A 23158-nucleotide genomic window follows, 5' to 3' on the forward strand; every position below is an offset into this window, starting at 1 on the left:
GCCCTCCTTTCTCATTCGGTTCAATTAGTCGATAATTTCTCCGGAACGTTTAGCAACGCGCACTTTCTTACCGTTATCCAAAACTTTGTAACCTACACGGGTTACTTTTCCGCTCTTCGGATCGATGTGCATTACGTTGGAAACGTGAATCGGAGCTTCCTTCTCGATAATGCCGCCTTGCGGATTTTGCTGGTTAGGCTTCTGGTGTTTTTTCACCATGTTAACACCTTCCACAAGGACGCGGTTCTCACGAGGATAAGCAGCGATGACACGGCCTTTTTTACCTTTGTCTTTACCGCTGATCACCATAACCGTATCTTCCTTTTTAACGTGAAGTTTGTTGTTATGGGATTCCAGAACTTTTTTCACTCTTGGCATTTCGTACACCTCCTGTTTCTAACATCACGAGATTAAGCTTTAGATAACTTCTGGAGCCAAGGAAACGATTTTCATGAAGTCTTTATCGCGAAGTTCGCGAGCAACTGGTCCGAAAATACGTGTTCCACGTGGGCTTCTGTCGTCTTTTACAACAACCGCTGCATTTTCATCAAAACCGATGTAGGAACCGTCTTTACGACGTACAGAACGTTTCGTACGTACGACAACCGCTCTAACTACATCACCTTTTTTGACAACGCCGCCTGGTGTTGCTTGTTTAACAGAACAAACGATCAGATCACCGATTTGAGCTGTACGACGTCCCGTACCGCCGAGTACGCGGATACACATCAGTTCCTTCGCACCGGAGTTGTCAGCCACAGTCAAACGTGTAAATGGTTGAATCATTTAGTATTCCTCCTTTCAGCAGTGCTGCTGAGCATTAGATGATAACCGCTTTTTCTACGATTTCAGTAAGTCTCCAGCGTTTATCTTTCGAAAGCGGACGAGTCTCCATGATTTTCACCGTGTCACCGATTTTCGCAGTGTTTTCTTCGTCATGTGCTTTGAATTTTTTAGTAACCTTAATGCGTTTATGGTACAAGTTGTGTTTTTTGTAAGTTTCTACAGCAACAACAATTGTTTTGTCCATTTTATCGCTGACCACTTTACCAGTTTGCACTTTACGTGCGTTACGTTCTTCGCTCATTGTTGGCCTCCTTCCTGATTACGGACGGATTGTCCATCCTATCCCTAATTAACCGATTCCCAATTCTCTCTCACGGATAATGGTTTTAGCACGAGCTATTTCTTTCCGCACATCACGGATGCGAGTCGGGTTATCCAGCTGACCGGTAGCTAATTGAAAGCGGAGGTTAAAGAGTTCTTCTTTAAATCCGGCAATCTTTTGCTCAATTTCAGCAGAGGTTAGGTTGCGAAATTCACTAGCTTTCATTTGCTTCACCACCCAATTCTTCACGTTTCACGAACTTCGTTTTGATTGGCAGTTTGTGAGCGGCAAGACGCATTGCTTCGCGTGCAATTTCCTCCGGTACACCAGCAAGTTCAAACATGATCTTACCTGGTTTCACTACTGCAACCCATTTTTCTACGTTACCTTTACCGCTACCCATCCGAACCTCGAGAGGCTTTTGAGTGATTGGTTTGTCTGGGAAAATTTTGATCCAAACTTTACCACCACGTTTGATGTAACGAGTCATCGCAATACGAGCCGCTTCGATCTGACGGTTCGTAATCCAAGCCGGTTCCGTAGCTTGCAGACCGTATTCGCCAAAGTTCAGAGTCGTTCCGCCTTTAGCTTGGCCTTTCATATGTCCACGTTGTTGCTTACGGTGTTTTACACGTTTTGGTACCAACATGATTAGTTGCCTCCTTCCTTAGCAGCTTGTTTCTTAGCCGTAGGAAGAACCTCTCCACGATAGATCCATACTTTTACGCCGATACGTCCGTAAGTAGTATGAGCCTCTGCAGTACCATAGTCAATGTCAGCACGCAGTGTGTGCAGTGGAACAGTTCCTTCGCTGTAGCCTTCAGAACGTGCGATCTCAGCACCGCCAAGACGTCCGCCTACTTGAGTTTTGATACCTTTAGCACCGGAGCGCATAGTTCTTTGAATTGCTTGTTTCAGAGCACGACGGAAAGAAACGCGACGTTCCAATTGTTGTGCAATGCTTTCAGCTACAAGAACAGCATCCAAGTCCTGGTTCTTAATTTCAGAAATGTTGATGTGTACTTTTTTACCGCCAGCAATTTTCGTAATTTGGTTACGAAGATTTTCAACTTCCGAACCACCCTTACCAATAACCATACCTGGTTTAGCAGTGTGAATCGTTACGTTTACGCGGTTAGCCGCTCTCTCAATTTCTACACGAGATAGAGCGGAGTCTTTCAATTTATTTTTCAGGAATTCACGAATTCTCACGTCTTCCATCAAAAGATCACCGAAGTCTTTGCCTGCATACCACTTAGATTCCCAGTCACGGATAATTCCGACACGGAGTCCGACTGGATTTACCTTTTGGCCCACACATTTCCCCTCCTTCTACTTCTCAGATACCACCAAAGTAATGTGGCTAGTACGTTTGTTAATACGACTTGCACGTCCCATTGCACGAGGGCGGAAACGTTTCATTGTCGGTCCTTGGTTCACGTAAGCTTGCGAGATAACCAAGTTGTTAACATCCAAAGAATAGTTATGTTCCGCATTCGCAATAGCGGAGTTAAGCAACTTCTCAACGATTGGAGAAGCGGATTTCGGAGTGTGACGGAGAATGGCAACCGCCTCACCTACTTGCTTGCCGCGAATCAAGTCAACAACGAGTTGAACTTTACGAGGAGCAATCCGGATAAACTTAGCATGTGCTTTTGCTTCCATTGTGTAACCTCCTCTCAAACATTAAAGATGTTCATTTATCTTCTTGTTTTCTTATCATCATCAGTATGGCCTTTGTACGTACGGGTTGGAGCGAACTCACCCAGTTTGTGTCCGACCATGTCCTCAGTTACATACACTGGCACGTGTTTACGACCGTCGTAAACGCCAAATGTGTGACCGATGAATTGTGGGAAAATTGTAGAACGACGGGACCAGGTTTTGATTACGTTCTTCTTGCCTGAAGCTTCCATCTCTTCTACCTTTTTGAGCATGTAGCCATCAATGAATGGCCCTTTTTTCAAACTGCGACCCATGTGGAGATCCTCCCTTCAAACGTAGCTATTATGCATCCGCAGATGCCTCACGAAGTTATGCACAGTGTGTATTACTTCGTGCGGCGGCGAATGATGTATTTATCAGAAGCTTTATTTTTCTTACGCGTTTTGTAACCAAGAGTAGGTTTACCCCATGGTGACATTGGCGATTTACGTCCGATTGGAGCACGACCTTCACCACCACCGTGTGGGTGATCGTTAGGGTTCATTACTACACCACGAACCTCAGGACGTTTACCCAACCAACGGCTACGACCGGCTTTACCGATTTTGATGAGCTCGTGGTCTTGGTTACCAACAGATCCGATTGTCGCGCGGCAAACTTTCAAAATACGACGAACTTCTCCGGAAGAGAGACGAACGGAAACGTATTTTTCTTCTTTACCAAGCAATTGAGCTTCTGTACCAGCAGCACGAACCAATTGTCCGCCTTTACCTGGTTTCAACTCGATGTTGTGGATAACGGTACCTACTGGAATGTTTTCGAGTGGCAGTGCGTTACCGATTTTGATGTCTGATTCAGGTCCGGAGAATACTTGATCTCCAACTTTCAAACCTTTAGGAGCGATGATGTAACGTTTCTCACCATCAGCATAGTGAATCAAAGCGATGTTGGATGTACGGTTCGGGTCATACTCAATCGTAGCAACGCGGCCCGGTATTCCATCTTTAGTACGTTTGAAGTCAATGATACGGTATTTACGTTTGTGTCCACCACCATGGTGACGAACTGTAATTTTACCTTGGTTGTTGCGGCCTGCTTGTTTGCTCAACGGGGCCAACAACGATTTCTCCGGCTGATTTGTGGTGATTTCCTCAAATGTAGAAACGGACATGTTCCGTCTTGCCGGGGATGTTGGTTTATACTTTTTGATTGGCACTGGGTTTCCCTCCTTACTTCAAAAATTCAATTATACAGTTTCAAAGAACTCAAGCGTTTTGCTGTCTTTTGTCAGCGTTACAAACGCTTTTTTCCATTCGCTAGTATATCCGGAATAACGTCCGTACCGTTTCGGCTTAGCTGGAACACGAAGCGTGTTCACGTTTTTCACTTTTACATTGAAAATAGCTTCTACTGCCTTTTTGATCTCGGTTTTGTTTGCACGGATATCGACTTCAAATACATATTTCAAGTCGTTCATCATGTCAGCAGTACGTTCCGTAATAATCGGACGTTTTACAATATCACGAGGATCCTTCATTACGCGAGCACCTCCTCTACCTTCTGAACTGCTTCTTTCGTAATGATCAATTTGTCGTGCGAGAGCACGTCAAGAACATTAATACCGTCAGCAGCTACGAATTTCACGCCTGGAATATTCCGTGCGGAAAGAGCTACATTATCATCATAGCTAGGAGCTACGATCAAAGCTTTACGTCCCACTTTGAGGTTACTCAAGATGGCTGCAAATTCTTTAGTTTTAGGCGTACTCAACGTAAGAGCGTCCAAAACGATAATGTCATTGTCAAGCACTTTGGATGAAAGGGCTGATTTGATCGCCAAGCGGCGAACTTTCTTAGGCAGTTTATACGCATAGCTCCGTGGTGTTGGACCAAATACGATACCGCCGCCTTTCCATTGTGGTGAACGAATTGAACCTTGACGAGCGCGACCTGTACCTTTTTGTTTCCAAGGCTTACGTCCACCGCCACGAACTTCAGAACGTCCTTTTACTTTGTGGGTACCTTGACGAAGGGAAGCGCGTTGCATAAGAACTGCATCGTACAGAACGTGTTGGTTCGGCTCAATTCCGAAAACCGCATCGTTCAATTCAACTTCGCCTACTTGGCTACCATCTACATTGTAAACTGATACTTTTGGCATTTTGTGTTCCTCCTTTCTTCAGTGGTTATTTTTTCACCGTTTCTTTAACTCTGATGAGACTGTTTTTCGGTCCAGGAATGGAACCTTTCACGAGCAACACGTTACGCTCAGCGTCTACTTTAACTACTTCAAGACGTTGAATTGTAATAGTATCATGTCCCATGTGTCCTGGCAGGCGTTTGCCTTTAGGAACGCGGTTAGCTTGGATCGAACCCATTGAACCAGGGCCACGGTGGTAACGCGAACCGTGTGACATAGGTCCAGTGCTTTGTCCCCAACGTTTGATAACGCCGGCAAAACCTTTACCTTTAGAAATACCCGTTACGTCAACGAATTCGCCTTCAGCGAAAATGTCAGCTTTCAGTTCTTGGCCAACTTCATATTCTGCGATGTTGATACCGCGAACTTCACGAACGTAGCGCTTAGGGGCAGTGTTCGCTTTTTTAGCGTGACCTGCTTCTGGCTTGTTAGCATTTTTCTCTTTCTTATCGGAGTAACCGATTTGAATTGCTTCGTAGCCATCGTTCTCAATGTCTTTCTTTTGCAAAACAACACAAGGGCCTGCTTCGATAACCGTTACTGGAACAACGTTACCTTCAGGAGTAAATACTTGAGTCATTCCGAGTTTTTTTCCTAAGATTGCTTTCATGTTGACACCTCTTTTCCTTTATACATGGTCTTTGTTGTAGCTTGTATTACAATTTAATTTCGATATCTACACCGGACGGCAGATCCAAGCGCATCAAGGCATCCACAGTTTGTGGAGTCGGGTTAACGATGTCGATCAAACGTTTATGTGTACGTTGTTCGAATTGTTCCCGAGAATCCTTGTACTTGTGCACCGCACGAAGAATAGTAATGATTTGTTTTTCAGTAGGAAGCGGAATCGGACCGGATACACCAGCACCCGAACGTTTTGCTGTTTCAACAATTTTCTCCGCGGATTGATCAAGAATTCTGTGGTCGTAAGCTTTCAAACGAATACGAATTTTTTGCTTTGCCATTTTAGTCCCTCCTTCTATCGCCCAATTTTTTATCGGACATACTCCGTGAAAATTTTCTAGCCACTCTCCCATGGCAAAGGGGCCGGGTGTGCCAGTAACCTCTCACATCATCGCAACGTCACAGAACAACATTCATTATTATATAGAAAAGATAGGCGTATTGCAAGCATATTTAAGAAAAACATTTAAACTTATCTTTTCTGATGAAATGACTTCGTTTATTGCAGTGTTAATCTTCAATATCCAGGCTGCCTTGCCAATCCTTCTAAACTCGTAAATGATGTTCATTTTGTATGACGCAGGTTCCGAACTTTAAACATAATAAAAGAGTTCTCTATCCGATGTCGGATAAAGAACTCTTCCGAAGCTTCGTTACAATACAATGTTACTCGTTCCAGTACACTGTTACATATGCTTTATTCAGCGTTAAGCCGAATTATTTTTGGATAGATGCTACGGAACCGGCACCTACTGTACGTCCGCCTTCACGAATGGAGAATTTAGTTCCTTCTTCAATCGCGATTGGAGAGATCAGGGAAACAGTAACAGTGATGTTATCACCAGGCATTACCATTTCAGTACCTTCAGGCAAGTTGATGATGCCTGTTACGTCAGTTGTACGGAAGTAGAACTGTGGACGGTAACCAGTGAAGAATGGTTTGTGACGTCCGCCCTCTTCTTTAGTCAGAACGTAGATTTGAGCTGTGAATTCTGTGTGTGGCTTAACAGAACCTGGTTTTGCAAGTACTTGACCACGCTCGATTTGAGTACGGTCAACACCACGCAACAATGCACCGATGTTGTCACCCGCTTGAGCGGAATCCAACAATTTACGGAACATCTCAACGCCTGTTACAACGGATTTTTTAGTTTCTTCAGTGATACCAACGATTTCGATCTCTTCGCCGACTTTAACAGTACCACGCTCTACACGGCCAGTAGCAACAGTACCACGACCAGTGATGGAGAATACGTCCTCGACAGGCATCAAGAAAGGCTTGTCAGTTTGACGCTCAGGCAGTGGGATGTAAGTGTCGATCTCTTTGAACATCTCAACAATTTTTTGAGCCCATTCGCCATCTGGGTTTGCCAGAGCTTCACGAGCGGATCCACGAGTGATTGGAGTATCGTCACCTGGGAACTCATATTCGTTAAGAAGGTCGCGAACTTCCATCTCAACCAATTCCAACAACTCTTCGTCTTCAACCATGTCACATTTGTTCAAGAATACAACAATGTAAGGTACGCCTACTTGACGGGAGAGCAAGATGTGCTCACGAGTTTGTGGCATTGGGCCGTCTGCTGCGGATACTACCAAGATAGCTCCATCCATTTGAGCCGCGCCAGTGATCATGTTTTTAACATAGTCGGCGTGACCTGGGCAGTCAACGTGAGCGTAGTGACGAGTGTCAGTTTCGTACTCAACGTGTGATGTGGAGATTGTGATACCGCGTTCGCGCTCTTCTGGAGCTTTGTCGATTTGGTCGAATGCAATTGCAGCACCACCGTAAGTTTTGGACAATACAGTTGTGATTGCAGCAGTCAGAGTTGTTTTACCGTGATCGACGTGACCAATAGTACCGATGTTAACGTGGGGTTTATTACGTTCGTATTTAGCCTTTGCCATTTGAACGTGGCCTCCTTAAAATTATAATTTTATGTTTTCACTGAATGAAGTGCTCCGAATTGAATTCTTATGCACTTGCATCCAGTGTGAGAAAACTACTCGGTGCCTTTTGTTTTGGCAACGATTTCTTCAGCGATGCTCTTAGGAACTTCTTCATAGTGAGAGAGTTCCATGGAGAATACGCCGCGTCCTTGAGTACCGGAACGAAGAGTTGTAGAGTAACCAAACATTTCAGACAGAGGTACCTTAGCACGGATGATTTGAGCTCCACTACGGGAATCCATACCTTCGATGCGGCCACGACGGGAGTTCAACATACCCATTACGTCACCCATGTACTCTTCTGGAACAGTTACTTCTACTTTCATGATAGGCTCAAGCAGAACTGGTTTACACTTGTCTTTAGCCGCTTTAAGCGCCATAGATCCGGCAATTTTAAATGCCATCTCATTGGAATCGACATCATGGTAAGATCCGTCTACGATTGTAGCCTTAACGTCAACAAGCGGGAAGCCTGCAATAACGCCGTTTTTCATTTGCTCTTCAATCCCTGACAGTGCAGGTTGAATGTATTCTCTTGGTACGGAACCACCGACAACCTTACTTTCGAACTGGCTGCCTGTACCCGGCTCGAGAGGTTCGAATTCAACCCATACGTGACCGTATTGACCACGACCACCGGATTGACGTACGAATTTACCTTCAACGCGCGCTGGAGCACGGAATGTTTCACGGTAAGCTACTTGTGGTTTACCCACAGTAGTTTCAACCTTGAACTCACGACGCATACGGTCGATGATGATATCAAGGTGAAGCTCACCCATACCTGCCAAGATTGTTTGACCTGTTTCTTCGTCAGTATGAGCACGAAGAGTTGGATCCTCTTCAGTCAACTTACCGAGAGCAACACCCATTTTATCTTGGTCAGCTTTGGTTTTAGGTTCAACGGCGATTTCGATAACCGGATCAGGGAAGTTCATTGACTCCAGGATAACCGGATTTTTCTCATCACATAGTGTATCACCTGTACCCGTATCTTTCAAACCTACGGCAGCTGCAATATCACCGGAGTAAACTACAGTGATTTCTTGACGGCTGTTCGCATGCATTTGAAGGATACGACCGATACGCTCACGTTTGTTTTTAGTGGCATTCAATACATATGATCCGGATTGAAGAACACCAGAGTATACGCGGAAGAATGTCAATTTACCAACGTAAGGGTCTGTCATGATTTTGAATGCCAATGCGGAGAAAGGCTCTTCATCGGATGACTGACGGACTGCTTCAGTTCCATCTTCAAGATGTCCAGTGATCGAAGGAACATCTGTTGGAGCTGGCAAGTAATCGATAACAGCATCCAACATCAGTTGAACACCTTTGTTACGATACGAGGATCCACAGATAACCGGGAAGATCTTAACATCTACAACACCTTTACGGAGTACGGCTTTGATCTCATCAATTGTGATTTCTTCGCCTTCCAGGTATTTCATTGTCAAATCTTCATCCAGTTCAGCAACGCGCTCAATCAACTCGTTGCGAAGTTCTTCAACTTGATCCGCAAATTCTGCAGGAATGTCGGTTTCTTCGATATCTTGACCAAGGTCATCTTTGTACATATGAGCTCTTTGTGCAACGATATCGATGATACCAGTGAAATCATTTTCAGCGCCGATCGGAAGTTGAATCGCAACTGCGTTCGCTTGAAGGCGATCACGCATGTCAGATACAACGTTCAGGAAGTCAGCACCGATGATATCCATTTTATTTACATATGCGATACGAGGTACGCCGTACTTGTCAGCCTGTCTCCATACGGTTTCGGACTGAGGCTCAACGCCTTCTTTCGCACTGAATACACCAACTGCTCCGTCCAATACACGAAGGGAACGTTCAACTTCAACAGTGAAGTCAACGTGTCCCGGGGTATCAATAATATTAACGCGGTGGCCTTTCCAAGCAGCGGTAGTTGCAGCGGAAGTAATCGTAATTCCGCGCTCCTGTTCCTGTTCCATCCAGTCCATTGTCGCAGCGCCTTCGTGTACTTCACCGATTTTGTGCGTACGTCCTGTGTAAAACAGGATCCGCTCAGTTGTCGTGGTTTTACCCGCATCAATATGAGCCATGATCCCGATATTACGTGTATTTTTCAAGGAGAACTCTCTAGCCATGAAATGGGTCTCCCTTCAAAATTGAAGTTTTTTTATTGTGAACTGAATCCTACCAACGGTAGTGAGCAAACGCTTTGTTCGCTTCAGCCATTTTGTGCGTATCTTCACGTTTTTTAACGGAAGCGCCTGTGTTGTTGGAAGCGTCGATGATCTCAGCCGCCAAACGCTCTTCCATTGTTTTCTCACCGCGATTGCGGGAGTAGTTCACGAGCCAACGTAATCCCAGAGCAGTACGTCTCTCTGGTTTCACCTCGATTGGTACTTGGTAGTTGGCACCGCCGACACGGCGAGCTTTAACTTCCAGGACTGGCATGATGTTCTTGATTGCTGCTTCAAATACTTCCATAGGGTCATTACCCGTACGTTCTTGAATCAACTTGAACGCATTATACAGAATGCTTTGAGCAACACCGCGTTTTCCGCCGATCATGATGCGGTTGATTAAACGAGTAACCAACTTGCTATTGTACAATGGATCAGGCAACACGTCTCTTTTCGTAACTGGACCTTTGCGTGGCATGGATATCCCCCTTTCTTTCTTGTTCAGCAGACCCTGTACCTTCCAGACCTAAGCCAGAAGGCTTTCAGGTTCTCTGTTTATAATAGTTTAGGCTTTTTTAGCTTTTGGACGTTTAGCACCGTATTTCGAACGAGCTTGCATACGGTTGTTTACGCCTGCAGTATCGAGAGCTCCACGAACGATGTGATAACGAACTCCTGCAAGGTCTTTAACTTTACCTCCGCGGATCAATACCACACTGTGCTCTTGAAGGTTATGTCCGATTCCCGGGATATAAGCAGTAACCTCGAGACGGTTCGTCAAACGAACACGGGCATACTTACGAAGTGCAGAGTTTGGTTTACGTGGAGTCATTGTACCTACACGAGTGCAGACACCACGTTTTTGTGGGGCACTGATGTTAGTAGATTCACGTTTCAAAGCGTTGAATCCTTTTTGCAAAGCTGGAGATTTTGACTTCTCAACTTTTGCTTGACGTCCTTTACGAACCAGTTGATTAATAGTTGGCATGTGATTGCCACCCCCTTCCTCAAATATTCATGTTTCTTTATAAACCTCTTTTCGCTAAGTCCACAGACCCAGGCGGTTCATAAAAAGACAAATGAAAAGTTTTTGCCTTAGAGAATCCCTAAAAGTTCTCGGACAAAAACGTTCCTTACACTATCATTTTACGACAGCAGCCATAGCTGCTCCCACTCCAATCCCGCAAGCTTTGCCGAGATTTTTCATTGTATCCACTTTCGTGTACTTCACATTGTGTTGTTCACACAAAGCAATGATTTTGGAAGTGAGCTGCGGATCACTATCTTCTGCGACATAGACTTCAGAAGCCATACCTGTCTGCACCATCCGCATGGTCTGTTTGGTACCTATTTTGACATGAGCATCTTGCAAGGCTTTTTCATTAGACATTGTGCATTCCTCCGAATGGAACCATGTACAATCAGCTGCCCACGCACCTTTGATATATTAGCATCTAGCGCAAGCATTGTCAATGCTAATCCTAAAACATTTTTTAAAAGTTTACGCACATCAGGATTCGTCCGCCTTCATTGTACAAGCGTCCGCCTCCTGACGTACAAAACCTTCATTCCCCTCTAAATGAGGAGGATTCTATTTAATCTACCGAAACTGGCTCAAGTTCTTCTACTGAAGATTGGCCATCTTCTGGCTCAGCAAATTTGATGCTGCGGTAACGGTGCATACCTGTACCAGCAGGGATCAATTTACCGATGATTACATTTTCCTTCAGACCGAGCAACTGATCGACTTTACCTTTGATCGCTGCGTCTGTCAGTACACGTGTAGTTTCTTGGAACGAAGCCGCCGAGAGGAAGGAGTCTGTTTCCAGGGACGCTTTCGTAATACCGAGCAAGATTGGTTTAGCAACCGCTGGCTCTTTATCACTAAGAATCGCAATTTTGTTAGCTCTTTCGTACTCATGCATATCCACGAACGATCCCGGCAACAGCGTTGTATCTCCTGCATCTACGATGCGGATTTTACGCAGCATTTGACGGATCATAACTTCAACGTGCTTATCGTTAATTTCTACGCCTTGGTTACGATATACGCGTTGTACTTCCTGCAGAATGTAGTTTTGTACACCACGTATGCCTTTAATCCGTAACATCTCTTTTGGATCAATGGAACCGTCTGTCAACTCGTCACCCGCTTCAACTTCCGCGCCTTCGCTTACGCGCACACGGGAACCGTAGGTAACGGAGTAAACTTTGGATTCCGCCTCACCTTGAATTTCGATTTCACGACGATCTTTCGCTTCGCGAATCTCTTTAACTACACCATCAATCTCACTGATCGTTGCTTGACCCTTAGGATTACGAGCTTCAAACAACTCTTGGATACGCGGCAAACCTTGCGTAATATCGTCTCCGGCTACACCACCGGTGTGGAATGTACGCATTGTAAGCTGTGTTCCCGGCTCACCAATGGACTGTGCTGCAATAATACCAACTGCTTCACCAATCTCCACGTGTTTACCAGTCGCGAGGTTGCGACCATAACACTTCTTGCAGACACCATGACTTGCACGGCAGCTGAGGACGGAGCGGATTTGCAATTTAGTAATACCTGCTTTGATGATCGCTTCTGCTTTATCGGAGTCAATCAATTCATTGCGACCTACAATGATTTCTTTCGTTTCCGGATGACGAACTGTCTCGAAGCAGTATCTGCCTTCAATACGATCGTAGAGATCTTCGATAACCTCTTTACCATCCTGGATACGACTTACCGTAAAGCCTTTATCTGTACCACAATCATCATCACGCACGATTACGTCTTGGGCTACATCTACGAGACGACGAGTCAGGTAACCTGAATCGGCTGTACGCAGGGCTGTATCCGCCAAACCTTTACGCGCTCCGTGAGTGGAGATAAAGTACTCGAGTACCGTCAGACCTTCACGGAAGTTCGATTTGATTGGGAGTTCGATAATTCGACCGGATGGGTTGGCCATCAGACCACGCATACCGCCCAATTGGGTGATTTGCGATTTGTTACCCCGTGCTTTGGAGTCTACCATCATCATGATCGAGTTGTAACGATCCATGGACTTCATCAGAATCTCAGTGATGTCATCCTTGGATTTTGACCAGATGTCAATGATACGGTCATAGCGCTCTTCATTCGTAATCAGACCACGACGGTACTGATTCGTAACGATTTGTGCTTTTTCCTCAGATTGTCTAAGAATTTCAAACTTCTCAGGCGGAACGATAACATCAGATACCGCAACCGTAATACCGGCACGTGTAGAGTATGTGAATCCAAGTTGTTTGATTTTATCCAAAATAACGGCTGTTTCCGTTGTGTGATAAATTTCAAAACAACGTGCAATGATGGAGCCGAGGTATTCTTTACCGACACCGCCAGCCAGAGGAGCATTCATAATAGCTTCTCTGAGATCAGCACCTTTTTCATATACAAATGAGTGATCTGCAGTACCTTGGTACAGGTTAGCACGAGTCGCATCATTGATATACGGGAAGCTTGCCGGGAAAATTTCATTGAAGATAATTTTACCGATAGTTGTCAGCAACATTCCTTCTTGCTGCTCTTCCGTGAAGCTTGTTTTACCAAGCGCCTTAACCGGAATAGCCACACGCGCATGCAGACCAGCAGTACCACGTTGGTATGCCGATACAGCTTCGTTAACTGTACGCAAGATCATACCTGTGCCCTTTTCTTCCTTGTTGTCCATAGTGAGGTAGTAAGAACCAAGCACCATATCCTGGGAAGGAGTAACAACCGGTTTACCGTCTTTCGGGTTCAAAATGTTACCAGATGCAAGCATCAGGATACGTGCTTCCGCTTGAGCTTCAGCGGACAGCGGAACGTGCACGGCCATTTGGTCACCGTCAAAGTCGGCATTGTATGCCGTACATACGAGCGGGTGAAGACGAATTGCTTTACCTTCAACGAGAATCGGTTCAAATGCTTGAATACCGAGTCTGTGAAGCGTAGGGGCGCGGTTCAACAGAACCGGATGCTCCTTGATTACTTCTTCAAGAACATCCCATACTTCAGGACTTACACGCTCAACTTTACGTTTCGCGCTCTTGATGTTGTGGGCAAGCCCTTTATTTACAAGCTCTTTCATAACAAAAGGCTTGAACAATTCAAGTGCCATATCTTTTGGCAGACCACACTGATACATTTTCAGGTAAGGTCCAACAACGATAACGGAACGACCAGAATAGTCAACCCGTTTACCGAGCAAGTTTTGACGGAAACGTCCTTGTTTACCTTTCAGCATGTGACTGAGAGATTTCAATGGACGGTTACCAGGACCCGTTACCGGGCGTCCACGACGGCCATTATCGATCAATGCGTCAACAGCTTCCTGCAACATCCGTTTTTCATTTTGCACGATAATATCTGGCGCGCCCAGATCAAGCAGACGTTTCAGACGGTTGTTCCGGTTGATTACACGGCGATACAAGTCATTCAGGTCAGACGTTGCAAAACGTCCACCATCCAACTGTACCATTGGACGAAGTTCCGGCGGGATAACAGGAAGTACATCCATGATCATCCACTCTGGCTTATTGCCGGAGTTGCGGAATGCTTCGATAACTTCCAGACGTTTGATTGCACGATTACGACGTTGTCCTTGCGCAGTCCGGAGCTCTTCTTTCAGGAACTCGAGCTCTTTGTCTATGTCAAGGTCTTGAAGCAATTTTTTAACTGCTTCTGCGCCCATGCCAGCATGGAAACCATAGCCGTATTTTTCACGGTAGCTGCGGTATTCTTTCTCGGACAACAGTTGTTTTTTCTCCAGTGGAGTTTCTCCTGGATCAGTTACAACATATGATGCAAAATAAATAATCTCTTCAAGAGATCTTGGAGACATATCCAGAGCAAGACCCATACGGCTCGGAATACCTTTGAAGTACCAGATATGCGATACCGGAGCAGCGAGCTCAATATGACCCATCCGTTCGCGGCGTACTTTCGCACGTGTTACTTCAACGCCACAACGATCACAGACAACGCCTTTATAACGGACGCGTTTGTATTTACCGCAATGACATTCCCAGTCTTTTGTAGGGCCAAAAATCTTTTCGCAGAATAGCCCTTCTTTTTCCGGTTTCAACGTACGATAGTTGATCGTTTCCGGTTTTTTCACTTCTCCGCGGGACCAAGAACGAATTTTCTCTGGGGAAGCAAGCCCGATCTTCATGTATTCGAAATTGTTGACGTCCAACAAGGAGCAACCCTCCTTAACCAATTCCTGTAATCTAGGTTACGTCCACTCCGGCCGAAGCCGGAGCAAGACGCGAGCCTGATGAAAAACGCCGGTCATCATGCGCTCGAAGCGGTTTATTCCGCTCCGACCTCTGTACCCTCAAGGTTGAGGCTGAGCTTATCGCTCGCAGCGTCATCTTCATCGTCCATTTCTCTCATTTCAATCTCTTGCTCATCTTCGCTCAAAATCTTAACATCCATACCCAAGCTTTGCAGCTCTTTGATCAATACTTTGAATGATTCAGGAACGCCTGGTTCCGGAACATTCTCACCTTTGACAATGGATTCATACGTTTTAACCCGACCAACAACGTCATCGGATTTAACAGTCAAGATTTCTTGCAGTGTATAAGCTGCACCGTATGCCTCAAGCGCCCATACTTCCATCTCCCCGAAACGCTGTCCACCAAATTGGGCTTTACCACCCAATGGCTGTTGCGTAACAAGTGAGTAAGGACCTGTGGAACGGGCATGGATTTTATCATCAACCATATGTGCCAATTTGATCATGTGCATGACACCTACGGTAACTTCACGTTCAAACTCTTCACCTGTACGACCATCATACAGGACAGTTTTACCATTACGTTGCATACCTGCTTCTTCCATCGTATCGAAGACGTCATACTCCTTCGCTCCGTCGAATACAGGAGTTGCTACGTGAATACCCAGTTGCATCGCGGCCATACCCAAGTGAACCTCGAGTACTTGACCGATATTCATCCGGGAAGGTACGCCCAGTGGGTTAAGAACGATCTGAACCGGTGTACCGTCTGGCAGGAAAGGCATATCTTCTTCCGGCAAGATGCGGGCCACGACCCCTTTGTTACCGTGACGTCCGGCCATTTTATCACCCTCGGAAATTTTCCGTTTTTGAGCGATATATACACGAACGAGTTGGTTAACACCTGGAGGCAGCTCATCACCGTTTTCACGGGTAAATACTTTCACGTCTACTACGATACCGTCAGTACCATGTGGTACACGCAAGGAAGTATCACGTACTTCACGTGCTTTCTCACCAAAGATCGCATGCAAGAGACGTTCTTCTGCTGTCAGCTCTGTTACACCCTTAGGTGTTACTTTGCCAACCAGAATGTCGCCAGCACTGATCTCAGCACCGATGCGGATAATACCGCGCTCATCCAAGTTACGCAACGCTTCTTCCCCAACGTTAGGGATGTCACGTGTGATCTCTTCAGGTCCGAGCTTGGTATCACGTGCTTCTGACTCATACTCCTCGATATGGATGGATGTGTATACATCTTCCTTAACGAGTTTTTCACTGAGCAAGATCGCATCCTCGTAGTTGTAACCTTCCCAAGTCATGAAGGCAACAACAACGTTACGTCCCAGAGCCAATTCACCCATTTCCGTTGAAGGACCATCAGCGAGGATATCGCCAGCTTTGACAGCGGCACCTCTTTTAACAATCGGACGTTGGTTAATGCATGTTCCTTGGTTCGAACGCATAAATTTGTGTAATTTATATTTAACGATATCGCCTTTAACTTCCTGACCGTCCACTTCTTCAACACGACGAACCCAAATCTCGTTCGCAGTAGATCGTTCAATAATTCCGTCATAATCGGAGACAATACATACACCGGAATCTTTCGCGGCTTTGTGTTCCATACCTGTTCCCACAAGTGGTGCTTTAGGAATCAAAAGTGGAACGGCCTGCCGCTGCATGTTCGATCCCATGAGCGCACGGTTGGAGTCATCGTTCTCAAGGAACGGAATAAGCGCTGTAGCGACGGATACAACTTGTTTAGGAGATACGTCCATGTAGTCAACGCGCTCACTCGGCATCGTAAGGATGTTATCCGACTGTTTGTTATAACGTACAATGATCGCTTCTTCTTCAAATGTACTATCTTCATTCAGCTTCGCATTCGCTTGAGCGATAACATAGTTGTCCTCTTCGTCAGCTGTCAGGTAATCAATTTGCTCGGTTACAATACCTGTCTTCGGATCAACCCAACGATATGGAGCTTCAATGAAGCCATATTCATTCACACGGGCGAACGTAGACAAGGAGTTGATCAAACCGATGTTTGGTCCCTCTGGCGTCTCGATTGGACACATACGGCCATAGTGGGATGGATGGACGTCACGCACTTCCATACCTGCGCGCTCACGTGTCAAACCACCCGGTCCGAGTGCGGACAAACGACGTTTATGTGTCAACTCACCCAGCGGGTTCGTTTGATCCATAAACTGTGACAACTGAGAGCTACCAAAGAACTCTTTAATGGATGCAATAACAGGACGTATGTTGATCAATGCCTGTGGTGTAATTACGTTAGCATCCTGAATGGACATTCTCTCACGAACCACACGCTCCATACGGGAAAGACCGATACGGAACTGATTCTGCAGGAGTTCACCCACCGAACGCAAACGACGGTTACCCAGATGGTCAATATCATCCGTGCTACCAATTCCCTGCAGAAGGTTAAGGAAATAACTGATGGACGAAATGATATCCGCCGGCGTCACGTTTTTAACGGACTTGTCAATGATTCCATTGGCAATCAGTTTGACCACTTTACCATCTTCAGTTGGTGAGAACACATCAATCGTTTGCATAGGGATATCATTGGCATCCAAAACGCCGTTACCCACGTGATACGTGCGGAATCCAACGCTCTTCTCCAGATACGGCATGATTTCATCCAACAAACGACGATCAACCATTTGACCTGCTTCAGCAATGATTTCACCAGTCTCAGCGTCAACAAGTGACTCAGCCAAGCGCTGGTTGAACAAACGGTTTTTGATGTGCAGTTTTTTATTCATTTTGTAACGACCTACATTAGCCAGGTCATAACGTTTTGGATCAAAGAAACGTGCTACGAGCAAGCTTTTCGCATTATCCAGCGTTGGCGGCTCGCCCGGACGAAGACGCTCATAGATCTCAATGAGTGCTTTCTCCGTGGAATCCGTGTTGTCTTTGTCCAGTGTGTTGCGGATATATTCGTCATTACCGAGCAGATCCAGAATCTCAGCATCTGTGCCAAAACCAAGTGAACGCAGGAGAACCGTAACCGGTATTTTACGTGTACGGTCGATCCGGACGTAAACAACATCCTTCGCGTCCATCTCCAGTTCCAACCAAGCGCCGCGGTTAGGAATAACTGTAGCGGTATACGTTTTTTTGGCGTTTTTATCTACTTTGGTACTGAAGTAAACGCTAGGAGAGCGAACCAACTGGCTGACAATAACCCGTTCCGCACCATTAATAATAAATGTGCCCGTGTTGGTCATCAGCGGGAAATCTCCCATGAATACTTCCTGCTCTTTGACTTCGCCGGTTTCCTTATTAATGAGCCGGACTTTGACCCGAAGCGGTGCTGCATACGTAACGTCACGCTCTTTCGCGTCGTCTACTGTATACTTCGGTTCACCGAGACTGTAATCGATAAATTCCAAAATCAAGTTACCTGTAAAATCCTGGATCGGCGAGATATCCTGGAACATTTCGCGCAACCCTTCCTCCAAAAACCAATCATAGGATTTTTGTTGGATTTCAATCAGGTTCGGAACTTCGAGTATCTCGTTAATTCGTGCATAACTGCGCCGAGTGCGTCGACCATATTGAACAAGATGTCCTGCCAACTTAAACTCACCCCTCAATGTCTACTCACTTTAAAAATTTCGTTGCGAACCTCTGTTTGTAACCTTATAATGGTACACATACAGAGCAAAGCAATGCATCCACAAATAAAGAAAAGCCCTTACTCGAAATGTCGTTCGAAAAAAGAGCAACTTTGATCGGCGGATGTCTTTCCAAATCATTCTTATCCCCAGTTTGCCCAAAATGTACATATTATACGCCAAACGTAGGCATAATAAGCCCGTTCGGCGTAAAAAAAGGTTGACATTTTTAGTTAGCTAAAGCCAAGTAGGGCATCTTAATACTGACATTTTACAACTATACCACGACCTGAATTTCAAGTCAATAGTCCTATTGCAAAAAAAATGATCCCCTGCTTACTTTACAAACTCGGATTCAGCTTTTAGTAGATACCTATTCCGATTTCACCGCTTTGAAAATCCGATAGCCTTTATCCTTCGTCACTTCTTCCACTCTTCCAAACAAAGATTCCAATTTCGCTTTCGCTGACGGTGCTCCTTGTTTCTTCTGAATGACAATCCACAACGAACCGCCTACCTTCAGATGGCGATGTGCCTGTTCGAAAATAGTATGAACCGTCTCTTTCCCAGCCCGTATAGGCGGGTTGGTTAGAATAACGTCAAAATCTTGCTTTTTTACTTCAGACAGTAGATTACTTTGCAATACCGTAACATTGTTAATTCCGTTCGCTTTTGCATTTTCCCTGGAAAGTTCAACGGCTCTCTCGTTGATATCGATCATGGTGACATGCCCATCCGGTACAAGTTTGGCTGCTGTAAGACCCATTGGCCCGTATCCACAGCCCACATCGAGAACATGAGCCCCTAATGGCAACTCTATCGCATCAATCAATACTCTGCTGCCATAATCGATTCCGTTTTTGGAAAACACACCGGCATCCGTCACGAATCGCAGACTGAATCCGCGAAGAACCGCTTCAGTTGCTCTGCGATCATGCGCCACTTGCGGTTTGTCCGAATAATAATGATTGGACATGCCCTCACTCACTTTCCATTTACAATTACAGCAACAAACCCCTTGATATAAGTCAAGGGGTTTGTTGTTTTGTTCATCTAGCTTGTAATAGCTAAATTATTTAACTTCAACTGAAGCGCCTGCTTCTTCAAGCTTAGCTTTAACCGCTTCTGCTTCTTCTTTAGCAACTTTTTCTTTCAAAGCTTTTGGAGCGTTGTCAACCAGTTCTTTTGCTTCTTTCAGGCCAAGACCTGTGATTTCGCGAACTGCTTTGATAACGTTGATTTTGGAAGCACCAGCGCTAGTCAAGATTACGTCGAACTCGGATTGCTCAGCTTCAGCAGAAGCTACTGCACCTGCAGCAGCTACTGGAGCTGCAGCAGTTACGCCGAATTCTTCTTCGATTGCTTTAACAAGATCGTTCAATTCCAGTACAGTCATGCCTTTGATTGCTTCCAAGATTTGCTCTTTACTCATGAGTGAACCTCCATATATAATATTATTTTTTTTAATTCATTTGCCGCCTAAGCAGCATTCAGATCAAGTTGCTTACGCGCCTTGTTCTTCTTTTTCTGCAACTGCTTTAACCGCAAGCGCGAAGTTGCGCACTGGCGCTTGAAGCACGCTGAGGAGCATGGAGAGGAGTCCATCGCGGGATGGCAGTTCTGCCAATGCCTTAACTTCTTCTACTCCGATTACGCGACCTTCTACGACTGCACCTTTCAATTCCAGTGCATCGTTCTTTTTCGCGAAGTCGTTCAGAATTTTAGCTGGAGCCACAACGTCATCTACGCTGAATGCAATTGCAGTAGGACCTGTAAGAACATTTTCGAGTTCTGTCAGTTCTGCTGCTGCAGCTGCACGGCGAAGCAACGAGTTTTTCAGCACTTGGAATTCGATCCCTGCTTCACGAAGTTGCTTACGCAACTCAGTTACTTGGGCAACGTTCAATCCGCGATAGTCAACAACAACAGTTGTAACGCTCTCCCGCAATTTTGCTGTTACTGCATCAACGGATTCTTGTTTTGCTTGAATCACTTTTGCGTTTGCCAATCTGTACACCTCCTGATCAAATTTATCCCATTAAGAAAAGCCTCCGTAGAATCACGAAGGCTTGATATATACTCATCATCGATTTGCATCGTTCTAAGTTCTATAATCACACCTCGGCAGGAAATTAAGCCAAATGGCACCTACTGTCTACGGCAAGCATATTCAAATGTCAACGGTCAGTCACTCGGACTCACAACTTTTATATCTTATCAAAAACAGGACAAGCCTGTCAAGAGATATTATCTAAAAGCTGCTGCGTTCACGCGTGCGCCAGGGCCCATCGTGGAAGAAAGACTAACATTCTTCAGATAAACACCTTTTGCTGCCGCTGGTTTAGCACGATTCAGAGCTTCCATGAGAGCTTTGAAGTTCTCATTAAGTTGCTCAGAAGAGAAAGAAGCTTTACCAATCGGTGCATGAATTTGACCTGCACGATCCAGACGATATTCGATTTTACCGGCTTTAATTTCTTGAACAGCCTTAGTTACATCGAAAGTTACCGTTCCGGCTTTAGGGTTAGGCATCAGACCTTTACCGCCGAGCAGTCGGCCCAATTTACCTACTTCACTCATCATATCTGGTGTCGCTACGCAGACGTCGAATTCGAACCAGCCTTGTTGGATTTTGTTGATCATGTCTGCATCACCAACATAGTCCGCGCCAGCCGCTTCCGCTTCTTTCGCTTTGTCACCTTTTGCAAATACCAATACGCGTTGTGTTTTACCTGTGCCGTGTGGCAAGACAACAACACCACGTACAGCCTGGTCTTGCTTACGAGGGTCTACACCCAAACGAACTGCTGCTTCGATTGTTTCATCGAATTTTGCAGTAGCTGCCTTTTTCACAAGCTCTACAGCTTCTGAAGGCTCGTAAGTTGCTTCGCTGTCAATCAGCTTAGCAGCTTCCAGGTATTTTTTACCGTGTTTAGCCATGTTTTATTCCTCCTTTGTGGTGTTAGCGGATATACCTCCCACATCAACCGGTCGCGAATCGACCGGTTTTACGAAGCCATGTTTCTTATGAAAATTAGTCTTCGATGGTGATACCCATGCTGCGGGCAGTACCTTCGACCATACGCATAGCGGACTCAACGTCTGCTGCATTCAGGTCAGGCATTTTTGTTTCTGCGATTTGACGTACCGCATCACGTTTAACAGTAGCAACTTTTTTCTTGTTCGGTTCGCCGGATCCTTTTTCAACTTTAGCTGCCACTTTCAACAGAACTGCTGCTGGTGGAGTTTTAGTGATGAAAGTAAAGGAACGGTCCTCGAATACAGAAATTTCAACTGGAATAATCAATCCCGCTTGATCAGCTGTACGAGCGTTGAATTCTTTACAGAATGCCATGATGTTGACACCTGCTTGACCCAAAGCTGGACCTACTGGTGGTGCTGGGTTTGCTTTACCTGCTGGAATCTGCAGTTTTACCATTTTAATAACTTTTTTCGCCATGATTGACACCTCCTTGCAAAATAGTGGTTAACGGGTTTTTCAACCCTCCCACAAGAAACTTGAAGAAACTATATCTTCTCCACTTGTGTGTATTCCAACTCAAGCGGTGTTTCCCGTCCAAACATGTTCACGTGCACTTTCAACTTGCTTTTGTCTACCAAAATCTCTTCCACGGAGCCTACGAAATTCGCAAAAGGACCGACTTTAATACGTACGGATTCCTTAATATCGAACTCAATTTTCGGCTTAGGTTCAACCATTCCCATGTGCTTCAGAATTTGTTCCACTTCTTCAGGCAACAATGCAGTTGGTTTGGACCCAGAACCTGTCGAACCGACAAATCCTGTAACACCTGGTGTGTTGCGAACAACATACCAAGAATCATCCGTCTGTACCATTTCCACCAAGACATAACCGGGGTAAACTTTACGCATAACGGTTTTTTTCTTACCATCCTTGTTTACCACTTCTTCTTCCATAGGAACAAGAACGCGGAATATCTTGTCTTCCATGCCCATAGACTCTACGCGTTTTTCCAAATTGGCTTTGACCTTGTTCTCATACCCTGAATAGGTATGAACGACGTACCATCTTTTTTCCATATCAAGCCACCGGAACCCTTCTTAAATAATCGCTTCGATCACAAAGGAGATGCCAATGTCAATGACCCAAAAAAACAGCGTCATAACCACAACAGTACCAAGTACGATCAATGTGTAGTTGGTCAGCTCTTTACGATTAGGCCAGCGAACTTTTTTAAGTTCAGCCCAGCTTTCTGAGAAAAAGGAAATCAGAGATTTGAAACTTCGTTTCACGCCGACACCTCCAAAAACTATCTGGTTTCGCGATGAGAAGTCTGCTCGTTACAAAACTTGCAAAATTTCTTCATCTCCATGCGGTCGGGGTGATTACGCTTGTTTTTTGTCGTAGTGTAATTTCTTTGTTTGCAGTTAGTACAAGCCAAAGTAATAATTACCCGCATGATGTACACCTCCCGAAGACTTCCACAT

The 23158-nt window shown here is 45.3% G+C and carries 28 protein-coding genes and 1 other annotated feature; all 28 genes read right to left on the reverse strand.

Going from position 1 to position 23158, the window contains the following annotated elements:
• Window positions 1-24: 24 nt before the first annotated feature.
• The 28 genes from rplX to rpmG all read right to left on the reverse strand — a co-directional run bounded on the left by rplX (window position 25) and on the right by rpmG (window position 23130).
• Window positions 25-378, reverse strand: coding sequence for a 50S ribosomal protein L24 (gene rplX / locus MKY66_RS26600; RefSeq protein ID WP_017692086.1), 354 nt, complete (start codon window positions 376-378; stop codon window positions 25-27).
• A gap of 39 nt (window positions 379-417) precedes the next feature.
• Window positions 418-786, reverse strand: a complete 369-nt coding sequence (gene rplN, locus MKY66_RS26605; protein ID WP_017692085.1) for a 50S ribosomal protein L14 — start codon at window positions 784-786, stop codon at window positions 418-420.
• 34 nt (window positions 787-820) lie between these two features.
• Window positions 821-1087 carry a 30S ribosomal protein S17 gene (gene rpsQ / locus MKY66_RS26610; RefSeq protein ID WP_017692084.1) on the reverse strand — a complete coding sequence of 89 codons (267 nt, stop codon included), beginning with the start codon at window positions 1085-1087 and terminating at the stop codon, window positions 821-823.
• Between the two features lie 48 nt (window positions 1088-1135).
• A complete protein-coding gene (rpmC, locus tag MKY66_RS26615; RefSeq protein ID WP_017692083.1) occupies window positions 1136-1333 on the reverse strand; it encodes a 50S ribosomal protein L29 in 198 nt (65 codons plus the stop codon).
• Complete coding sequence (gene rplP / locus MKY66_RS26620; protein WP_017692082.1) at window positions 1323-1757, reverse strand: 50S ribosomal protein L16; 435 nt, start codon at window positions 1755-1757, stop codon at window positions 1323-1325. The genes rpmC and rplP overlap by 11 nt, the downstream gene beginning before the upstream one ends.
• A 2-nt stretch (window positions 1758-1759) precedes the next feature.
• A complete protein-coding gene (gene rpsC, locus MKY66_RS26625) occupies window positions 1760-2425 on the reverse strand; it encodes a 30S ribosomal protein S3 (protein ID WP_076216858.1) in 666 nt (221 codons plus the stop codon).
• Window positions 2426-2440: 15 nt separating this feature from the next.
• Window positions 2441-2773 carry a 50S ribosomal protein L22 gene (gene rplV / locus MKY66_RS26630; protein WP_024633583.1) on the reverse strand — a complete coding sequence of 111 codons (333 nt, stop codon included), beginning with the start codon at window positions 2771-2773 and terminating at the stop codon, window positions 2441-2443.
• 35 nt (window positions 2774-2808) lie between these two features.
• The gene (gene rpsS, locus MKY66_RS26635) at window positions 2809-3087 is read right to left on the reverse strand and encodes a 30S ribosomal protein S19 (RefSeq protein WP_062836183.1); all 279 of its coding nucleotides are present in this window, start codon (window positions 3085-3087) and stop codon (window positions 2809-2811) included.
• Window positions 3088-3158: 71 nt separating this feature from the next.
• Window positions 3159-3989: a 50S ribosomal protein L2 gene (gene rplB, locus MKY66_RS26640; protein ID WP_017692078.1), complete on the reverse strand. Its 831-nt coding sequence runs from the start codon at window positions 3987-3989 to the stop codon at window positions 3159-3161.
• Window positions 3990-4019: 30 nt separating this feature from the next.
• The gene (gene rplW, locus MKY66_RS26645) at window positions 4020-4310 is read right to left on the reverse strand and encodes a 50S ribosomal protein L23 (protein ID WP_017692077.1); all 291 of its coding nucleotides are present in this window, start codon (window positions 4308-4310) and stop codon (window positions 4020-4022) included.
• Complete coding sequence (gene rplD, locus MKY66_RS26650; protein ID WP_017692076.1) at window positions 4310-4933, reverse strand: 50S ribosomal protein L4; 624 nt, start codon at window positions 4931-4933, stop codon at window positions 4310-4312. The genes rplW and rplD overlap by 1 nt, the downstream gene beginning before the upstream one ends.
• A gap of 25 nt (window positions 4934-4958) precedes the next feature.
• A complete protein-coding gene (rplC, locus tag MKY66_RS26655) occupies window positions 4959-5582 on the reverse strand; it encodes a 50S ribosomal protein L3 (protein WP_017692075.1) in 624 nt (207 codons plus the stop codon).
• Between the two features lie 46 nt (window positions 5583-5628).
• Window positions 5629-5937, reverse strand: a complete 309-nt coding sequence (gene rpsJ, locus MKY66_RS26660) for a 30S ribosomal protein S10 (protein ID WP_017692074.1) — start codon at window positions 5935-5937, stop codon at window positions 5629-5631.
• A 436-nt stretch (window positions 5938-6373) separates the two neighbouring features.
• Complete coding sequence (tuf, locus tag MKY66_RS26665) at window positions 6374-7564, reverse strand: elongation factor Tu (protein ID WP_017692073.1); 1191 nt, start codon at window positions 7562-7564, stop codon at window positions 6374-6376.
• Between the two features lie 95 nt (window positions 7565-7659).
• The gene (gene fusA, locus MKY66_RS26670) at window positions 7660-9738 is read right to left on the reverse strand and encodes an elongation factor G (RefSeq protein WP_076216857.1); all 2079 of its coding nucleotides are present in this window, start codon (window positions 9736-9738) and stop codon (window positions 7660-7662) included.
• A gap of 49 nt (window positions 9739-9787) precedes the next feature.
• Window positions 9788-10258, reverse strand: coding sequence for a 30S ribosomal protein S7 (gene rpsG / locus MKY66_RS26675; RefSeq protein WP_017692071.1), 471 nt, complete (start codon window positions 10256-10258; stop codon window positions 9788-9790).
• Window positions 10259-10345: 87 nt separating this feature from the next.
• Window positions 10346-10768 carry a 30S ribosomal protein S12 gene (gene rpsL, locus MKY66_RS26680; protein WP_017692070.1) on the reverse strand — a complete coding sequence of 141 codons (423 nt, stop codon included), beginning with the start codon at window positions 10766-10768 and terminating at the stop codon, window positions 10346-10348.
• A gap of 153 nt (window positions 10769-10921) precedes the next feature.
• Window positions 10922-11170: a ribosomal L7Ae/L30e/S12e/Gadd45 family protein gene (locus MKY66_RS26685; RefSeq protein ID WP_047841123.1), complete on the reverse strand. Its 249-nt coding sequence runs from the start codon at window positions 11168-11170 to the stop codon at window positions 10922-10924.
• A 205-nt stretch (window positions 11171-11375) separates the two neighbouring features.
• A complete protein-coding gene (gene rpoC, locus MKY66_RS26690; protein ID WP_076216856.1) occupies window positions 11376-14990 on the reverse strand; it encodes a DNA-directed RNA polymerase subunit beta' in 3615 nt (1204 codons plus the stop codon).
• Window positions 14991-15103: 113 nt separating this feature from the next.
• Window positions 15104-18649, reverse strand: a complete 3546-nt coding sequence (gene rpoB / locus MKY66_RS26695) for a DNA-directed RNA polymerase subunit beta (protein ID WP_047841125.1) — start codon at window positions 18647-18649, stop codon at window positions 15104-15106.
• 412 nt (window positions 18650-19061) lie between these two features.
• Window positions 19062-19664, reverse strand: a complete 603-nt coding sequence (locus tag MKY66_RS26700; RefSeq protein ID WP_076216855.1) for a class I SAM-dependent methyltransferase — start codon at window positions 19662-19664, stop codon at window positions 19062-19064.
• 96 nt (window positions 19665-19760) lie between these two features.
• Window positions 19761-20120: a 50S ribosomal protein L7/L12 gene (gene rplL, locus MKY66_RS26705; RefSeq protein WP_017692065.1), complete on the reverse strand. Its 360-nt coding sequence runs from the start codon at window positions 20118-20120 to the stop codon at window positions 19761-19763.
• 72 nt (window positions 20121-20192) lie between these two features.
• A complete protein-coding gene (gene rplJ / locus MKY66_RS26710) occupies window positions 20193-20696 on the reverse strand; it encodes a 50S ribosomal protein L10 (RefSeq protein ID WP_047841127.1) in 504 nt (167 codons plus the stop codon).
• A 23-nt stretch (window positions 20697-20719) separates the two neighbouring features.
• Window positions 20720-20867: a sequence feature (ribosomal protein L10 leader region), on the reverse strand.
• A gap of 68 nt (window positions 20868-20935) precedes the next feature.
• Entirely contained in the window at window positions 20936-21628 is a 693-nt protein-coding gene (gene rplA / locus MKY66_RS26715) for a 50S ribosomal protein L1 (RefSeq protein ID WP_017692063.1), read from the reverse strand.
• 94 nt (window positions 21629-21722) lie between these two features.
• Window positions 21723-22148, reverse strand: coding sequence for a 50S ribosomal protein L11 (gene rplK, locus MKY66_RS26720; RefSeq protein ID WP_017692062.1), 426 nt, complete (start codon window positions 22146-22148; stop codon window positions 21723-21725).
• A 68-nt stretch (window positions 22149-22216) separates the two neighbouring features.
• Window positions 22217-22750: a transcription termination/antitermination protein NusG gene (gene nusG / locus MKY66_RS26725; RefSeq protein ID WP_024633599.1), complete on the reverse strand. Its 534-nt coding sequence runs from the start codon at window positions 22748-22750 to the stop codon at window positions 22217-22219.
• A 21-nt stretch (window positions 22751-22771) separates the two neighbouring features.
• Window positions 22772-22963, reverse strand: a complete 192-nt coding sequence (gene secE / locus MKY66_RS26730) for a preprotein translocase subunit SecE (RefSeq protein WP_017692060.1) — start codon at window positions 22961-22963, stop codon at window positions 22772-22774.
• A 17-nt stretch (window positions 22964-22980) separates the two neighbouring features.
• Window positions 22981-23130 carry a 50S ribosomal protein L33 gene (rpmG, locus tag MKY66_RS26735; protein ID WP_072735843.1) on the reverse strand — a complete coding sequence of 50 codons (150 nt, stop codon included), beginning with the start codon at window positions 23128-23130 and terminating at the stop codon, window positions 22981-22983.
• Window positions 23131-23158: the final 28 nt, after the last annotated feature.

Source organism: Paenibacillus sp. FSL R5-0766 (assembly GCF_037971845.1).
In the GTDB taxonomy this organism is placed as follows: Bacteria; Bacillota; Bacilli; order Paenibacillales; family Paenibacillaceae; genus Paenibacillus.

What these genes read in the sequence shown, in the direction of transcription:
- rplP (WP_017692082.1), bottom strand. Translation starts at nt 1,757, where the DNA reads ATGTTGGTACCAAAACGTGTAAAACACCGTAAGCAACAACGTGGACAT.
- rpsS (WP_062836183.1), bottom strand. Translation starts at nt 3,087, where the DNA reads ATGGGTCGCAGTTTGAAAAAAGGGCCATTCATTGATGGCTACATGCTC.
- rplD (WP_017692076.1), bottom strand. Translation starts at nt 4,933, where the DNA reads ATGCCAAAAGTATCAGTTTACAATGTAGATGGTAGCCAAGTAGGCGAA.
- rplC (WP_017692075.1), bottom strand. Translation starts at nt 5,582, where the DNA reads ATGAAAGCAATCTTAGGAAAAAAACTCGGAATGACTCAAGTATTTACT.
- rpmG (WP_072735843.1), bottom strand. Translation starts at nt 23,130, where the DNA reads ATGCGGGTAATTATTACTTTGGCTTGTACTAACTGCAAACAAAGAAAT.
- rpsQ (WP_017692084.1), bottom strand. Translation starts at nt 1,087, where the DNA reads ATGAGCGAAGAACGTAACGCACGTAAAGTGCAAACTGGTAAAGTGGTC.
- rpsG (WP_017692071.1), bottom strand. Translation starts at nt 10,258, where the DNA reads ATGCCACGCAAAGGTCCAGTTACGAAAAGAGACGTGTTGCCTGATCCA.
- rplX (WP_017692086.1), bottom strand. Translation starts at nt 378, where the DNA reads ATGCCAAGAGTGAAAAAAGTTCTGGAATCCCATAACAACAAACTTCAC.
- MKY66_RS26700 (WP_076216855.1), bottom strand. Translation starts at nt 19,664, where the DNA reads ATGTCCAATCATTATTATTCGGACAAACCGCAAGTGGCGCATGATCGC.
- rpsL (WP_017692070.1), bottom strand. Translation starts at nt 10,768, where the DNA reads ATGCCAACTATTAATCAACTGGTTCGTAAAGGACGTCAAGCAAAAGTT.
- rplN (WP_017692085.1), bottom strand. Translation starts at nt 786, where the DNA reads ATGATTCAACCATTTACACGTTTGACTGTGGCTGACAACTCCGGTGCG.
- tuf (WP_017692073.1), bottom strand. Translation starts at nt 7,564, where the DNA reads ATGGCAAAGGCTAAATACGAACGTAATAAACCCCACGTTAACATCGGT.
- rplV (WP_024633583.1), bottom strand. Translation starts at nt 2,773, where the DNA reads ATGGAAGCAAAAGCACATGCTAAGTTTATCCGGATTGCTCCTCGTAAA.
- rpsJ (WP_017692074.1), bottom strand. Translation starts at nt 5,937, where the DNA reads ATGGCAAAGCAAAAAATTCGTATTCGTTTGAAAGCTTACGACCACAGA.
- rplA (WP_017692063.1), bottom strand. Translation starts at nt 21,628, where the DNA reads ATGGCTAAACACGGTAAAAAATACCTGGAAGCTGCTAAGCTGATTGAC.
- rplW (WP_017692077.1), bottom strand. Translation starts at nt 4,310, where the DNA reads ATGAAGGATCCTCGTGATATTGTAAAACGTCCGATTATTACGGAACGT.
- fusA (WP_076216857.1), bottom strand. Translation starts at nt 9,738, where the DNA reads ATGGCTAGAGAGTTCTCCTTGAAAAATACACGTAATATCGGGATCATG.
- nusG (WP_024633599.1), bottom strand. Translation starts at nt 22,750, where the DNA reads ATGGAAAAAAGATGGTACGTCGTTCATACCTATTCAGGGTATGAGAAC.
- MKY66_RS26685 (WP_047841123.1), bottom strand. Translation starts at nt 11,170, where the DNA reads ATGTCTAATGAAAAAGCCTTGCAAGATGCTCATGTCAAAATAGGTACC.
- rplK (WP_017692062.1), bottom strand. Translation starts at nt 22,148, where the DNA reads ATGGCGAAAAAAGTTATTAAAATGGTAAAACTGCAGATTCCAGCAGGT.
- rplL (WP_017692065.1), bottom strand. Translation starts at nt 20,120, where the DNA reads ATGAGTAAAGAGCAAATCTTGGAAGCAATCAAAGGCATGACTGTACTG.
- rpmC (WP_017692083.1), bottom strand. Translation starts at nt 1,333, where the DNA reads ATGAAAGCTAGTGAATTTCGCAACCTAACCTCTGCTGAAATTGAGCAA.